The 15,664-nt window shown below is 45.3% G+C and carries 16 protein-coding genes; all 16 read left to right on the top strand.

The annotated features are described in order from the left end of the window. The coding region (locus OCV99_RS13300; RefSeq protein ID WP_262575675.1) for a beta-L-arabinofuranosidase domain-containing protein at nt 1-3,415 on the top strand (3,415 nt) is incomplete at its 5' end. Nucleotides 3,416-3,671: 256 nt separating this feature from the next. Then, nucleotides 3,672-5,759, top strand: coding sequence for a polyribonucleotide nucleotidyltransferase (locus OCV99_RS13295; RefSeq protein WP_158371218.1), 2,088 nt, complete (start codon nt 3,672-3,674; stop codon nt 5,757-5,759). Between the two features lie 146 nt (nt 5,760-5,905). Then, nucleotides 5,906-6,832: a stage III sporulation protein AA gene (gene spoIIIAA, locus OCV99_RS13290; RefSeq protein WP_158371217.1), complete on the top strand. Its 927-nt coding sequence runs from the start codon at nt 5,906-5,908 to the stop codon at nt 6,830-6,832. Next, nucleotides 6,829-7,347: a stage III sporulation protein AB gene (locus OCV99_RS13285; protein ID WP_158371215.1), complete on the top strand. Its 519-nt coding sequence runs from the start codon at nt 6,829-6,831 to the stop codon at nt 7,345-7,347. Before spoIIIAA ends, OCV99_RS13285 begins: the two co-directional genes overlap by 4 nt. Nucleotides 7,348-7,364: 17 nt before the next feature. Further along, nucleotides 7,365-7,559: a stage III sporulation protein AC gene (spoIIIAC, locus tag OCV99_RS13280; protein WP_158371213.1), complete on the top strand. Its 195-nt coding sequence runs from the start codon at nt 7,365-7,367 to the stop codon at nt 7,557-7,559. A gap of 20 nt (nt 7,560-7,579) precedes the next feature. Next, complete coding sequence (locus OCV99_RS13275) at nt 7,580-7,966, top strand: SpoIIIAC/SpoIIIAD family protein (protein ID WP_158371212.1); 387 nt, start codon at nt 7,580-7,582, stop codon at nt 7,964-7,966. Next, a complete protein-coding gene (locus tag OCV99_RS13270; protein WP_158371209.1) occupies nt 7,963-9,129 on the top strand; it encodes a stage III sporulation protein AE in 1,167 nt (388 codons plus the stop codon). Before OCV99_RS13275 ends, OCV99_RS13270 begins: the two co-directional genes overlap by 4 nt. 2 nt (nt 9,130-9,131) lie before the next feature. Further along, nucleotides 9,132-9,482 carry a stage III sporulation protein AF gene (locus tag OCV99_RS13265; RefSeq protein WP_158371207.1) on the top strand — a complete coding sequence of 117 codons (351 nt, stop codon included), beginning with the start codon at nt 9,132-9,134 and terminating at the stop codon, nt 9,480-9,482. Beyond that, on the top strand, nt 9,472-10,089 hold the full coding sequence (locus OCV99_RS13260; RefSeq protein ID WP_227191809.1) for a stage III sporulation protein AG: 618 nt from the start codon (nt 9,472-9,474) through the stop codon (nt 10,087-10,089). The genes OCV99_RS13265 and OCV99_RS13260 overlap by 11 nt, the downstream gene beginning before the upstream one ends. A gap of 15 nt (nt 10,090-10,104) precedes the next feature. Continuing rightward, nucleotides 10,105-10,737, top strand: a complete 633-nt coding sequence (locus OCV99_RS13255; protein WP_158371205.1) for a SpoIIIAH-like family protein — start codon at nt 10,105-10,107, stop codon at nt 10,735-10,737. A 103-nt stretch (nt 10,738-10,840) separates the two neighbouring features. Continuing rightward, entirely contained in the window at nt 10,841-12,445 is a 1,605-nt protein-coding gene (locus tag OCV99_RS13250) for a peptide chain release factor 3 (RefSeq protein WP_158371204.1), read from the top strand. Nucleotides 12,446-12,526: 81 nt separating this feature from the next. Beyond that, nucleotides 12,527-12,910, top strand: a complete 384-nt coding sequence (locus tag OCV99_RS13245; protein WP_158371202.1) for an Asp23/Gls24 family envelope stress response protein — start codon at nt 12,527-12,529, stop codon at nt 12,908-12,910. Beyond that, on the top strand, nt 12,911-13,306 hold the full coding sequence (gene nusB / locus OCV99_RS13240; RefSeq protein ID WP_158371200.1) for a transcription antitermination factor NusB: 396 nt from the start codon (nt 12,911-12,913) through the stop codon (nt 13,304-13,306). 28 nt (nt 13,307-13,334) lie between these two features. Next, the gene (gene xseA / locus OCV99_RS13235) at nt 13,335-14,564 is read left to right on the top strand and encodes an exodeoxyribonuclease VII large subunit (RefSeq protein WP_158371198.1); all 1,230 of its coding nucleotides are present in this window, start codon (nt 13,335-13,337) and stop codon (nt 14,562-14,564) included. Next, nucleotides 14,548-14,772: an exodeoxyribonuclease VII small subunit gene (gene xseB / locus OCV99_RS13230; protein WP_158371196.1), complete on the top strand. Its 225-nt coding sequence runs from the start codon at nt 14,548-14,550 to the stop codon at nt 14,770-14,772. The genes xseA and xseB overlap by 17 nt, the downstream gene beginning before the upstream one ends. Further along, nucleotides 14,762-15,664, top strand: a complete 903-nt coding sequence (locus OCV99_RS13225) for a polyprenyl synthetase family protein (protein WP_158371195.1) — start codon at nt 14,762-14,764, stop codon at nt 15,662-15,664. Before xseB ends, OCV99_RS13225 begins: the two co-directional genes overlap by 11 nt.

Here is a 15,664-nt window from a genome sequence, read left to right as displayed (position 1 = left end):
GGATTTCTCCAACCATGAGATGTACTGCGCGGGTCATTTCTTTGAGGCTGTTGATGCATATACCCGTTACAGAGAAGGAATCGGCAAGCCGGATTATAGCCTCTATGTAGCTGGTAAGAGATTTGCGGATGAAATTGTATCACTCTTTGGACCAGATGGAGAGCGTCATGAAGTACCGGGACATGAAGAAGTGGAACTCGGTCTGATTAAGATTGCTAAGCTGGTTGAAGAATATGAAGGCGAAGGAGCTGGCGACAAGTATGTGGAGACGGCACAGCTTTTCATCGACAGACGTGGAGAAAACTCTTCGCTCCGTGACAGCGGATACTATGGCGGTACATATTCTCAGGACAGGACGGCATTTGCAAACGAGACAAGTGCAGTTGGGCATTCCGTACGTGCAATGTATTTCTATACAGGAGCAACGGATGTAGCAGCGCTTCTTCCGGATGACAATGAGACCAAACAAACCTATATGAACACCCTCAGTACCATCTGGGATGCGGTAGAAAACCGCAAGACTTATATTACAGGCGGTATTGGTACGACAGCTCCAAGTTCAGACTCCGAAGGCTTTGGCGATGACTACGTTCTTCCGAACGATCAGTCCTACTGTGAGATCTGTGCAGCAATCGGTTCTGCAAACTGGAACCAGAGAATGAACCTTCTGTACGAAGATGCAAAATATGCAGATGTGGTAGAAAGAAACCTTTACAACTCTATCCTGGTTGGAACGAACCTGGATGGTAACCGGTTCTATTATTCCACACTTCTGGAAGTTGAAAGCGGAAATGCAAGAAGTGAATGGTTTGGATGTGCATGCTGCCCACCGAACCTGATGAGAACGATTGCAAAATTAAGCGAATATATGTATACCGTACATGGGGATAAACTGTATGTGAACCAGTATATCGGAAGCGACGGTTCTGTCAATGTGGATGGCACAGAGGTTGCGATCACACAGGAAACAAACTATCCATGGGAAGGCTCTGTAAAGATGACGGTAGATCCGGCAGCGGATAAGGCATTTGCAATGAAGATTCGTATCCCGGGATGGATTGATGAGCAGGAGAATAAGACTGTTACAATTAAGGTAAATGATACGGAAGTAACAGGCGAAAAAGAAAATGGTTATGTGACGGTCGACCGTACCTGGAAAAAAGGTGATGTTGTGACAATCGAGATGCCGATGGAAGTACGTAAGACAGAGGCAGATCCGCATGTAACAACGAATGAAGGACGGATCGTATTAGAGCGCGGACCAATCGTATATTGTATGGAAAAAGCAGGCAATGCACAGATGAATGAAGACATTGAGGAGTTCAGCCCTCTGAACTTCGTAATTCCGAGAGCATCTGAGCTGAAAGCTGAGTACAAGGAAGACCTTCTGGACGGTGTTGTAGAGATTACCGGCGACGTGATGTATGACGACGGAAGTGTGAATGGAAAGCTTGCGAAACTCCAGGCAGTTCCATACTATGCATGGAATAACCGTGGAGATGACGGCGTAGAGGGGCAGAACAGTTCCAGCCAGATGTTAATCTGGACAACAGCGACGGATGAAGAAATTTCAGATCTGATGATTACCGGCGGTATGCCGATTACCCCGAAAGAGAAGACAACCTTAACAGCGGAGCTTACTTCCGGAGAAGCGAAGTCCTATCAGTGGGAAATCGTATCCGGTGACAGCCTTGAAATTGTCAGTGGTGCAGACGCTGCCACAGTAACAATCAAAGGTCTTGCAGTTGGAAAAACTACTCTTAAGGTTACGGTAACAACGGCAGATGGCAAAACTCTGACAGATGAAACGGAGTTTGAAGTAGAAGAGAAGAAAGATCCGCGAGAGAATAATGTGGCTCCGAAGGCAACTCCTTCTGCAACATTTGTGAATCCGTATCTGGATCGGAATACAGCACCAAAGAAGGTGATTGACGGTACGCTGGCAGATGGACCTTCCATGACATGGAATACCTACTCAATGAGTGGCGATACCGATACGATTACGCTGACATGGGATCAGGAATACGATCTTTACGGAATGCGTGTAATGTGGTGGTCTGACAACGGCGGCGTGAAATTCCCGCAATCCTGTAAAGCAGAGTACTATGATGCTGAGACGGATTCCTGGGTTGAGCTTACCGATATGACAGATGAAACCGGTGCGGCAATTACATCTGTAGGCGTAAAATATGGTACAGAGACAGAGACTTCCAATAATGAGTCCAGCTTTATCAATGGAAATAACCGTTACTGGAATGTTGCAACATTTACAGAGCCAATTAAAACGACGAAAATTCGACTGACTCCTACCAGAAATGGTTCAGGTTCCACCGGTTTTGGTATTGGCGAGTGGGAAGTATTTGGCGAAGTGTCTGGCTCTGTTGATGAGGCGGAATTAGAATCCATTACGGTTACACCTCCGACAAAGACGGAGTATACGGTGGGTGAAGAACTTGTTCTTGACGGAATGAAGGTGACCGCTAACTATAGCGACGACACAACAAAGGACGTTGCAGTTGCGGATTGTAAAGTAAGCGGCTATGACAAGACCAAGGTTGGCGATCAGACAGTAACAGTAACATATGAAGGAAAGACAGCAACCTTTAAGGTTACAGTGAAGGAAGCAGCGAAACCAGATGATACAGACAAGAAGGAACTTGAGACGGCAGTTAAAAATGCAATTCCGGATACGGAGAAAGCTAAGTATTCAGCAGAAAGCTGGGCAGCTTATGAAGAAGCTTTGAAGAAGGCAGAAGAAGTATTAGCGAAAGAAGATGCAACACAGCAAGAAATCGATGATGCAGTTGCTGCACTTGACAAAGCATCAAAGGCTCTTCAGGCAAAAGGACTTCCATACGAAGACGTGGTAGAAAGTGACTGGTTCTACGATGAAGTGGCTTACAACTACTACGAAGAGATTATGACAGGTATGGATCCGACGCATTTTGGACCATACGTTGTTCTTCCACGTGCACAGTTTGCAACGATTCTCCACAGAATTGAAGGAAAACCGGCTGCAGAGTATACGAACAGATTTCCGGATGTACCGGATGAACAGTTCTATTCAACGGCAGTTCTTTGGGCGGCAGATGCGAAGATCATTACCGGTTACACAGATTCCGGTTACTTTGGAACGAATGATCCGATTACCCGTGAGCAGATGGTAACCATGATGTACCGTTATGCGGAATACAAGGGATATGAATCCAAAGACCCGACCGATATCAGTGCATTTACAGACGCCGATAAAGTAACAGAATTTGCGGAAAAGGCAATGAAGTGGGCAGTAGCCAACGGAATTATTGCCGGCAAAGAAAATGAAGACGGATCCTATCGTCTTGACCCACAGGGCGATACAAGCCGTGCAGAATGTGCGATTATTATCGAGAGATTTATGAAGACATTCGAAGAGTAAATAGAATGTACGAAAGACCAGTATTCAGGAGCGGGATAATCCCGCTCCTGAATATTTTAGTATGGGAAAAGGATGCAGTAAAACAAAAAAATTATAGTGGAAGATTTTATTGGAATGTGATATAATATTTAAGATTGTGAGCAGGAATAGTATATCCGAGACCACTGAAATGTGTATTTGCCGGAAAATATATGTTTCAGTAGTTTCGGGGGGATTCCTGCGGCGCAGGAATGAATTTATTAAGAAGGAGAAAGCTATGTATAAAAAGTATGAGATGGAATTAGCCGGAAGAACTCTTCGTGTAGATGTTGGAAGAGTTGCGAAACAGGCAAATGGAGCTGTTCTTATGCATTATGGCGACACGACTGTGCTCTGTACTGCAACAGCATCGGAAAAACCGAGGGAAGGAATTGATTTCTTCCCGTTAAGTGTAGAATATAATGAAAGATTATATGCAGTCGGAAAGATTCCGGGAGGATTTAATAAGCGGGAAGGAAAGGCATCTGAGAATGCAATTCTTACGGATCGGGTAATCGACCGTCCGATGCGTCCGCTGTTCCCGAAGGATTACCGCAATGATGTTACCTTGGAAAATCTGGTTCTTTCTGTGGATCAGGATTGTTCACCGGAACTTACGGCTATGCTGGGTTCTGCGATTGCTACGTGTATTTCAGATATTCCGTTTGATGGTCCGATTTCTACAACGCAGGTAGGCCTGGTAGAAGGAGAATTTGTATTTAATCCGACAGCGGCACAGAAAGAAGCATCTGACCTTGCCCTGACGGTTGCTTCCACCAGAGAGAAGGTTATTATGATTGAGGCAGGGGCGAATGAAGTACCGGAGGCACAGATGATAGATGCGATTTTCGCTGCTCATGAAGTGAATCAGAAGGTAATCGAATTTATTGATACTATTGTTGCAGAGTGTGGTAAAAAGAAACATGAATATATCAGCTTTGCGGTTCCGGAAGAGTTGTTTGATGCAATCAAGGAGATTGTTCCTCCTGCGGAGATGGAAGAAGCCGTATTTACAGATGAGAAGCAGGTGCGTGAAGAAAATATCCGTAAGATTACAGAAAGGCTTGAAGAGGCATTTGCAGACAAGGAAGAGTGGCTTGAGAAGCTTGGAGAGGCAGTATATCAATATCAGAAGAAGACGGTGCGTAAGATGATTCTTAAGGATCACAAACGTCCGGATGGAAGGGCAATCGATCAGATTCGTCCGTTGGCGGCGGAAGTTGATCTGATTCCGAGAGTTCATGGTTCTGCAATGTTTACCCGTGGACAGACGCAGATTTGTAATATTGCGACGCTGGCTCCGCTGGCTGAGGCGCAGAAGCTTGATGGACTGGATGAATCAGAGACATCCAAGAGATATATGCACCACTATAATTTCCCGTCCTATTCCGTAGGGGAGACGAGACCGTCCAGAGGACCGGGACGCCGTGAAATCGGGCATGGAGCTTTGGCTGAGAGAGCTTTGGTTCCGGTTCTTCCGAGTGAAGCAGAGTTCCCGTATGCAATCCGTACAGTATCTGAGACTTTTGAGTCCAATGGTTCTACTTCTCAGGCAAGTGTTTGTGCATCTTCTATGTCATTGATGGCTGCAGGTGTGCCGATTAAGGCGGCAGTTGCAGGTATTTCCGCTGGCCTGGTGACAGGGGAGACGGACGATGATTATCTGGTACTTACAGATATTCAGGGATTGGAAGATTTCTTTGGAGATATGGATTTTAAAGTAGCAGGTACGCACAAAGGAATTACGGCAATCCAGATGGATATTAAGATCCACGGTCTTACGCGGCCGATTATTGAAGAAGCAATTGCAGCAACCAAGAAGGCAAGAACTTACATTTTGGACGAGGTTATGGCGAAGGCGATCGCAGAGCCGAGACCGGAAGTCGGACCGTACGCACCGAAGATTATTCAGATGCAGATTGATCCACAGAAGATTGGCGATGTTGTTGGACAGCGTGGAAAGACAATCAATGCCATCATCGAGGAGACGGGTGTGAAAATTGACATTACTGACGATGGGGCAGTCTCCATCTGCGGCGTGGAAGCAGAGAGCATGGAGCGCGCAAAGAAATTGATTCAGATTATCGTGACAGACTTTGAAGCAGGCATGGTTCTGGAAGGTAAGGTTGTAAGTATTAAGGAATTCGGAGCTTTCCTTGAATTTGCTCCGGGTAAAGAGGGAATGGTACACATTTCCAAGATTTCCAGGCAGAGAATTAAGCAGGTGGAGGATGTTCTGACACTGGGTGATGTTGTGAAGGTTGTCTGCCTTGGCAAGGACAAAATGGGACGTCTGTCATTCAGCATGAAGGATGTAGCAGAATAGAAAGCACGGCCGGATACAGAGCAAAATGCAGTTGTGTATATTGTGAAAGTAAATCAGGGATGTAGGAAAGTATTGCTTTGCTACGTCCCTTTTTAATGCATATTTTTCTATCTGTTACATACATATGTTTTAAGAGGTGGACAAAGATGGAAAGAAATAAGGTTTTGAAAGTGCTGCCGGGTTCTGTCCGGCTGTTGATTGAGAAAGAAAATCTTCAGTATGAGTATTTGCAGGAGATTAAGCTCCGTACAGGGCAGCCGCTGATTTTGAAGTATAAGGGGAATGAAATTATACCCGGGAAGGCAAAGGAACGTCCTTACATTGTTTCAGCAGCAGATGTCAGGGAAACGATGGATTATGTCAGCAATTATTCGTTGTATGCGTATGAAGAAGAAATGCGTCAGGGGTTTATTACGATTGAAGGCGGACACAGGGTAGGGATGACGGGGCAGGCGATACTGGAGGAGGGAAAGGTGAAAAATTTAAAGTATGTTTCGTCTTTGAATATCCGTATGGCTCATGAAGTGCTTGGGTGTGCAGATGGTGTTTTTCCCTACATTACTTACAACAGGCAGCTTGCCCATACACTAATTATTTCACCGCCCGGTTGTGGGAAAACAACGCTTTTAAGGGACATGGTGCGCCAGATTTCCAACGGGAATGATTGGATCAGCGGAATGTCGGTCGGGGTGGTAGATGAACGCTCGGAGATTGGAGGAAGTTATATGGGGGTGTCCCAGAATCATCTGGGGATGCGGACAGATGTGCTGGATTGCTGCCCGAAAGCGGAAGGAATGATTATGCTGATCCGTTCTATGGGCCCCCAAGTAGTAGCAGTGGATGAAATTGGCGCATCAGAAGATGTACATGCCATTGAATATGCAATGTACTGTGGCTGCAAGTTGCTTGCCACTGCGCATGGAGCGTCTCTGGAAGAGATAAAGAAGAAACCACACCTCGGGCGTATGGTGGAGGAGCGAAGGTTTGAGAGATACATTGTGCTTGGAAATGTGGGGCAGGTAGGAGAAATACGGGGAATTTATGACGAAGCAGGCAGAGAGATAAGAAAATGACGAAGATAATAGGCAGTATCATGATTATTGCGGCGGCTTCACTGCTGGGATGGAAAAAGGCGGCAGATGTGGACAGAACTTATGAAGAATTGCAGTATATCCAAAGACTTTTGTATCTTTTGCAGAGTGAGGTTTCGTACTCCAGAGCCTTTCTTGCAGAAGCATTTTTCAATCTTTCACACAACGCAAGAGAACCATATCAGGCGTGGATGAGACAACTTTCCTATTGTATGGAAAGCCGCAGCGAAGGGGAGTTTGAAGCAATCTGGAACCGGACAATCAGCCAGTATCTGCAGGGAAGTTATCTGCCGGAACGGGAAATAGAGCATTTACGAGAATTGGGGAAGTATCTTGGAAATGCGGATATCAGAACACAGGTAAGGCATATCGAACTACTGGAAGAGCAGATAGGGATAGCAATGAAAGAAATGCAGGAAGAATTGCGGACGAAGAAAAAGCTATATTATTGTCTGGGAGTTACGGGCGGTATTTTCCTCGCAATTATTCTGATATAAGAATGTAAGGAGGTAGCATGAGTGTTAATCTGATTTTTAAAATAGCGGCGGTGGGAATTCTTGTATCGGTGCTTAGCCAGGTTCTAAAGCATAGCGGAAGAGAAGAACAGGCTTTTCTTACAAGCTTTGCAGGCCTTCTTTTAGTGTTGTTCTGGATTGTTCCATACATTTATGAGTTGTTTGATTCTATCAGACAATTATTTTCTTTGTAGACGGAAAAGAGGGGTGCAGGTTGAGCGTAATGCAAATCGGACTGTTGGGAATTGCCGGAGTGCTCATGGCAGTACAGTTCAAAAGTGGAAAATCAGAATATGGAATTTATATCAGTATTGGGTTAAGTCTGCTTGTATTCTTTTCCATTGTCAGCAAGTTAAAGGTTATTTTGGATGTTGTAAGGCAGATTGGGGAAACCATTCATTTGAATACTGCTTATGTGGGGATGCTGATGAAGATGTTGGGGATTGCATATGTGGCAGAATTTTCTTCGGGGATTTGTAAGGATGCCGGATATCAGACCATAGCTTCCCAGATAGAAATATTCAGTAAGCTGGCAATCCTGGTAATGGGAATGCCTGTGATTTTGGCACTTTTGGAAATGATAGGAGAATTTCTTTCATGAGAAGAAAAAGAGTATTGTCTGCGACAATGATGATTCTTGGAATTTGGCTGTTGGCAGGGTTATGTGCGGCGGCGTCAGACTCAGAAGAAGAACCTGGTTATATGGAAAATATAGAAGAATCTCTTATGGAAGAATTTGATTTTCAGGAAATTGAAGAAGTGCTGGATGAGCTGTTCCCGGAGGAAAAGCTGAGCTTTCGCGAGACAGTACTTACCTTTATGAATGGAGACATACAGGAAGGATTGGATATGGCGAAACGCCTGATAAAAGATCAGTTTACTTATGCTTTTCGGGTAAATAAAAACAATTTGATACATATCCTATTAATTGTGGTTGTAGCGGCAGTGTTTACGAATTTTTCCAGTGTGTTTCAGAATAAGCAGATATCGGAAATCAGTTTTTATGTATTATATCTGCTATTGATTGCCCTCTGTCTCCGCTCTTTTCAGGCCTCCGTAGACTGGGTAAGTGATGGAATTGGTGCCCTCATCGATTTTATGAAAGTATTGGGTCCGGTTTACTTTGTGGCAGTCGCAATCGCAAAAGGCAGTGTGACATCTGCAGCATTTTACAATCTTATGCTGTTGGTAATTTTTGTGGCAGAGTTATTTGTCCTGAAGTTTCTGGTGCCCTGTGTACATGTTTATATTATGGTGAAGGTACTGAATTTCTTGTCCGGGGAAGATTATTTATCGAAGTTTGCCGAACTGATTGAAATGGTAATTACCTGGACTTTGAAGACAATGCTGGCATGTATGGCCGGGCTTCAGTTTATCCAGGGGTTGATTGCTCCGGCCATTGATGCGGTCAAACGAAGTGTACTGACAAAAGGAGTGGAAGCGATACCGGGAGTCGGTGATGCAATCGGCGGGGTGACGGAGGTAGTACTGGGGACAGCAGTGCTTGTGAAGAACAGTATTGGCGTTGCAGGAATGTTAATCTGTGTTTTGCTTTGTGTAGGACCGGTGATCCAGATGGCGGTTATGGCACTCATGTATAAGCTGTCGGCAGCGTTGGCGCAGCCTGTTTCTGACAAAAGGCTGGTGAACTGTATGGAAAGTGTGGGAGAAGGCTGTCGGCTGCTTCTGCGGATGTTATTTACAGTGGGAGTTCTTTTCCTGCTTACGATTGCCATAGCGGCTGCCGCCGCGGGAAAGGGATAAAGATGTTTGATTATATTTATGAATGGGTGAGAAACATTGCCTGTTATATGGTGCTGGTGACTGCATTTATTCAGATTGTGCCGGGAAATGATTATAAGAAATATATCCGCTTTTTTACGGGAATCATATTGATAATTCTTCTTATGACGCCGGTTCTTAAGCTTTTGGGGATGGGGAGTGGGTTCTGGGATATTTATGAGGGAAAGGCATATGAAGAACAGCGACGGGAAATGGAAGAAGCAGCAGAATTATGGAATAATCTGGAAATATCAGAATATGTAGCAGATCCGGAAAAATTTACGGAAGAAGACGATATACAGATTGAGGTGGGGGAAATCAGCATTGGACATTAAATGGAATCCGAAAACGGGGAAGAAGATGATAGAGAAAATCATGGCAAAGGATCGCCTGGTAATTCTTCTGCTGGCAGGGATTCTGCTGGTGGTGATAGCCCTTCCCTCTGGCAGAAAAAATGATGACGGCACAGAGGATGCCATTGATGAGACGGCACAGGAGATATCTGTTTCGGAGCAGGGAGATGTATATGCGGCGTATATGGAAAGACATCTGGCAAATGTGCTGTCCAAGGTGGAGGGAGTAGGGAATGTAAAGGTTATGATTACATTTAAAACTTCTGCAGAGAAAGTGGTGGAAAAAGATAGGGAGACAAGTGGCGAATCGGTGAAGGAAGAGGACAGCCAGGGTGGAAGCCGTACCACTGTCAATAATTCTTCCAGTGAATCAACGGTATATGTAGGGGAGAATGGCAGTATGTCAGAGAGCAGCACGGGACAGAATCCCTATGTCATTAAGGAAATAAGTCCGAAAATAGAGGGCGTGGTGGTGATTGCAGAAGGTGGGGATAATCCTGTGGTGATTCAGGATATTAGTGAGGCAGTTCAAGCATTATTTGATGTAGACACGCATAAAATTAAAATAATGAAATTGAATCAAAAATAGGCAGGAGGATGAACAGTGAAACGTATATTTCGGAAGAACCAGGTGATTATTGGAGCATTGGCCGTTATGATAGCGGTGGCGGGGTACTTAAACTACTCAGGACGAATATTTGGAAGCAGCGATGATGCTGCGCAGACCAGCGGAGAACTGGCAAATAAGGAACTTTTGGACATATCGGAAGATGATCTGACGGAAACATCCGGTGATATAGTGAGTCAGGATAGTGAAGCGGCGGATGGCACAGTGGAAGGGACACCGGGAGAGGCAGTGCTTACCAGCGGGGATGCCAGCGCGGTAGTTGCGGAGGCGAAGGTGACGAGGGAACAGGTGCGGGCGAAGAACAAGGAATCCCTGATGGAAATCATTGATAATGAAAATTTAAGTGATGCGCAGAAAGAAGATGCGGTAAACCAGATGATAGCCATGACAGATCTGGCAGAAAAGGAAGCGGCGGCAGAGACCCTGCTCTCATCAAAAGGATTCTCGGAGACGGTGGTAAGTCTGACGGCGGACAGCGCGGATGTGGTAGTCAATGCATCGGAGCTTAGCGATGCGAACCGGGCGCAGATTGAAGATATTATTTCCAGGAAAACGGGGATTGCGGCAGAAAATATAGTGATTACTCCGGTATATGCAGAAGAAAAATAAGATAAAACCGTAAGATAAAAGAAGAACAGTTTGAATAGCTGTTCTTTTTTTGTTATAATAAATTGATTATGCGTAAGAATAGAAGATGCAGGAGTGTTTGATTATGTCAGAGATAACGAAGGAAATAAAAGAACAGATCAATAAAAGAAGGACGTTTGCAATCATATCTCATCCTGATGCAGGTAAGACTACCCTGACGGAAAAGTTCCTTCTGTATGGCGGGGCAATTAACCAGGCAGGAAGTGTAAAAGGAAAAGCTACCGCCAGACATGCGGTGTCAGACTGGATGGAGATTGAGAAGGAAAGAGGAATTTCCGTAACATCCTCTGTGCTGCAGTTTAACTATGGGGGTTATTGTATTAATATCCTGGATACGCCGGGACATCAGGATTTTTCGGAGGATACCTACCGCACACTTATGGCGGCGGATTCTGCTGTGATGGTAATTGATGCGTCAAAAGGAGTAGAGGCGCAGACCCGGAAACTGTTTAAAGTATGTACCATGCGGCATATCCCGATTTTTACTTTTATTAATAAGATGGACCGGGAGGCAATGGATACTTTTGAACTTCTGGATGATATTGAAAATGAGCTGGGGATTGCTACTTGTCCGGTCAACTGGCCGATTGGTTCCGGTAAGAACTTTAAAGGAGTGTACGACAGAGCGACAAAGGAAATCGAACTGTTTTCCGATACGAAAAAGGGGACTACCCAAGGACAGGTTAAGAAGGTTCCGCTTGGTGATCCGGAAGTGACGTGGCTGATTGATGAATCCCAGAGACTGCAGTTGATGGAAGAAATCGAATTGCAGGACGGAGCCGGAGCTGAGTTTGACCAGGAATTGGTAAGCAAGGGAGAGTTGTCTCCGGTCTTTTTTGGTTCTGCTCTTACCAATTTTGGGGTGGAGACTTTTCTGGAGCATTTCCTGAAAATGACGACATCTCCTCTTCCAAGAATTTCTGACCAGGGAGAAATTGACCCCATGAAAGAGGAAGCGTTTTCTGCTTTTGTATTTAAGATTCAGGCAAATATGAATAAGGCGCATCGTGACCGGATTGCGTTTATGCGAATTTGTTCAGGTGCTTTTGAGGCGGGGATGGAAGTGTTCCATATCCAAGGAGGCAAGAAGGTCCGGCTGTCGCAGCCGCAGCAGATGATGGCGAGTGAGCGCAAGATGATTGACAGAGCTTATGGAGGCGATATTATTGGTGTGTTTGATCCGGGGATTTTTTCTATAGGAGATACCCTTACTACATCGGCGAAAAAATATGCCTATGAAGGCATACCGACATTTGCGCCGGAGCATTTTGCAAGGGTACGCCAGGTAGATACGATGAAGAGAAAGCAGTTCATCAAGGGGATTAACCAGATTGCACAGGAGGGCGCAATTCAGATTTTCCAGGAATACAATACCGGTATGGAAGAGATTATCGTGGGCGTTGTAGGAGTACTGCAGTTTGACGTGCTCAAGTACCGTCTGGAGAATGAATACAATGTGGAAATCCGTATGGACAGCCTGCCTTATGAGCATATCCGATGGATTGAGAATGAAGAAATCAATCTGGATAAGCTGGTGGGGACTTCCGATATGAAGAAGATTAAGGATTTAAAAGGAAGACCGCTTCTGCTCTTTGTAAATGACTGGAGTGTCCGTATGACGCTGGAGAGGAATGAAGGACTCATTCTGTCAGAGTTCGGAAAGGCATAAAAGGCTTTGCAATCGTATATAAATTTGGTATAATAGTCGAAAAGAGCAGAAAGAATAATCGAGAAAAGCGAGGTTAAGATTATGGGAAAAGAAGAAAGAAATACTTATACAATAAAAGCAGATGAAAATCTCGGTGAAGTGAAGATTGCAGATGAAGTAGTTGCGATCATCGCAGGCCTTGCAGCTATGGAGGTGGATGGTGTCGCTTCTATGTCAGGGAATACCACACGGGAGATTATCGGAAAGCTGGGCATGAAGAATTTGTCAAAAGGAGTAAAGGTAGACGTTCTGGAAGGGATTGTGACAGTGTCTCTGAAGCTGACCCTGAAATATGGATACAGCATTGTTGAAGTATCCGGCAAAGTACAGGAGAAGGTGAAGGCAGCAATTGAGAATATGACCGGACTTACGGTTGCAGACGTGAATATCCGGGTTGCCGGAGTGGACGTACCGGAGGAAGCATAAGTGAAGAGATCAGAATTAAGAGAACATATCTTTAAGGTGTTGTTTGGATTGGAATTTGTTTCGCCGGAAGAGATGCCCGGGCAGCTCCAGCTTTATTTTGGACAACTCGAAGATATAAAAGAGAAGGACAGAGCGTACATTCAGACGAAAGCGCTGGCAGTGGCAGAACATTTGGAGGATATAGACGCGCTTCTGAATGCCAGTACGACTGGATGGAAGACAGGAAGGATGAACAAAGTAGACCTTACGATTTTAAGGCTTGCAGTTTATGAGATGAAATGGGATGACGATGTGCCGGTTTCAGTAGCCATCAATGAAGCAGTTGTGCTGGCAAAGCAATTTGGCGGCGATGACAGCTCTGCTTTTGTAAATGGCGTGCTGGCGAAAATCGTGTAATAGGCGAAGAAAAGGTAAGGATTTGGGTATGGCAGGCAATGTATATACCGTCGGACAGGTGAATGCTTATATTAAAAATATGTTTGCACAGGACTTCATGATGAACCATATCTATGTGAAGGGTGAAGTCTCTAACTGCAAATACCATACATCAGGACATATATATTTTTCACTGAAGGATGAGTCTGGATTGATTGCCTGCGTGATGTTCGCGGGGCAGCGAGGCGGACTCTCTTTTCGTATGTGTGAAGGACAGCAGGTTATTGTGTTCGGCACGGTAGGCGTCTATGAACGGGGCGGATCCTACCAGCTTTATGCAAAAGAGATCCGTTTAGACGGGGAAGGTGTGCTCTATGAACGGTTTCAGGCGCTGAAAAGGGAGCTGGAAGAGATGGGAATGTTTGCTCCCGAATATAAAAAGCCGATTCCGCAGTTCGCACGACGGGTAGGCGTGGTGACGGCTCCCACGGGCGCTGCCGTCCGTGATATTATGAACATCAGCAGGAGAAGAAATCCTTTCGTGCAGTTAATCCTTTATCCGGCGCAGGTGCAGGGCGAAGGCGCGAAAGAAAGTATTGTCCGCGGAATCCGTATGCTGGAGCAGCAGCAAGTGGATGTTATCATTGTAGGAAGAGGCGGCGGTTCTATTGAGGATCTGTGGGTGTTTAATGAAGAAGCGGTGGCGAGGGCTATATTTGAGTGTCAGATTCCGGTTATTTCAGCGGTTGGCCATGAGACGGATACGACTATTGCAGACTTTGTGGCGGATCTGCGTGCTCCGACGCCTTCGGCGGCAGCAGAGCTTGCAGTTTGGGATTATCAAATTGTTCGCAGTACGATGCAGGAATACCGGCGAAAGCTGGGACAGAGAATGCAGCAGAAGCTTCAGATAGAAAGGATGCGTCTCGCAGGATATCAGACGAAACTGAAATATCTGCATCCCGGCAATAAGGTCAGGGAGCAGAGACAGCGGACAGTGGAGCTGGAGGATGCTCTGCGCCAGCTTATGGATCAGAAGATCCTTGTGGCAAGACACAGATTGGCGCTTGACATGGAGAAGATGAAAGGCCTTTCTCCCATCGGGAAGCTGAACCGGGGATATTCCTATGTAGAAGGCGGAAATGACGGTGAAAAGCATGTGATTAAAAGTATCGGGCAGGTGCAGAAGGAAGAAATTCTGTCTGTCTATGTGACGGATGGAATTATCTATGCAGCGGTGACTGGAGTGAAGGAGGAACGGCATGGAAGAGAAGAATAGCCTGAATGATAAAGAACAGTCTCTGGATGAAGCATTTGGGGAACTGGAGCAAGTGATTTCCAGAATGGAAGGAGAAGTATCATTGGAGGAATCCTTTCGCCTTTACCATAAGGGAATGGATATGCTGAAAGTATGTAATGAAAAGATAGATAAAGTAGAAAAAAAGATGCTGGTGATGGATGAGGAAGGAGAATTGCATGAATTCTAGAGATAGTTATGCGGTTTTGCGTGAGAAAAAAACGGCAGAGATAGAAGCAGTTTTAAGAAATTACCTTCCCCAAAAAGAAGGCTGCCAAAAGATTATAATGGAGGCGATGGAATATAGCCTGATGGCGGGAGGGAAGAGACTGCGTCCCATGTTGATGGGGGAGACTTACCGTCTGTTTGGAGGAGAAGGGAAGATAATTGAGCCATTTATGGCGGCGATTGAGATGATACATACCTATTCTCTTGTGCACGATGATCTTCCGGCTATGGATAATGATGATTACCGGAGAGGCAGAAAGACGACCCATGTTGTGTATGGGGAAGATATGGGAATCCTCGCCGGGGACGCTCTTCTTAACTATGCTTTTGAGACAGTGTCAAAAGCATTTGAACTTTACCCGGAGAAAAGTGCGGCTGCCGGAAAAGCATTTGGTATATTGGCGCGCAAGGCGGGAATCTATGGTATGATTGGCGGACAGGTTGTGGATGTGAAAGAGACAGGCCATAGAATTGGAAAAGAGATTCTGGATTTTATCTATGATCTAAAGACAGGGGCGCTGATAGAGTCTGCGATGATGACAGGAGCCGTGCTTGCGGAAGCTTCGGATGAAGATGTCAGGAAGGTGGAACAGATTGCGAAGAAAATAGGACTGGCATTCCAGATTCAGGATGATATTTTGGATGTTACCAGTACTGCGGAAGTTCTGGGAAAACCAATCCACAGTGATGAAAAGAATGAGAAGACAACGTATGTGACTTTACTTGGAATTGAAGAATCGGAGAAAATCGTAGAGCGGGAATCAGAAGAAGCAATTGCGCTGCTTAAGAGCCTGCCGGGGGAAAATGATTATCTGGAATGGCTGGTTAAGGAGCTGATTCACAGGAAAAAATAA

The sequence above is a fragment of the Dorea acetigenes genome (assembly GCF_025567385.1).
Classification (GTDB): domain Bacteria; phylum Bacillota; class Clostridia; order Lachnospirales; family Lachnospiraceae; genus Claveliimonas; species Claveliimonas acetigenes.
This window is presented reverse-complemented; position numbering and strand designations above follow the sequence as displayed.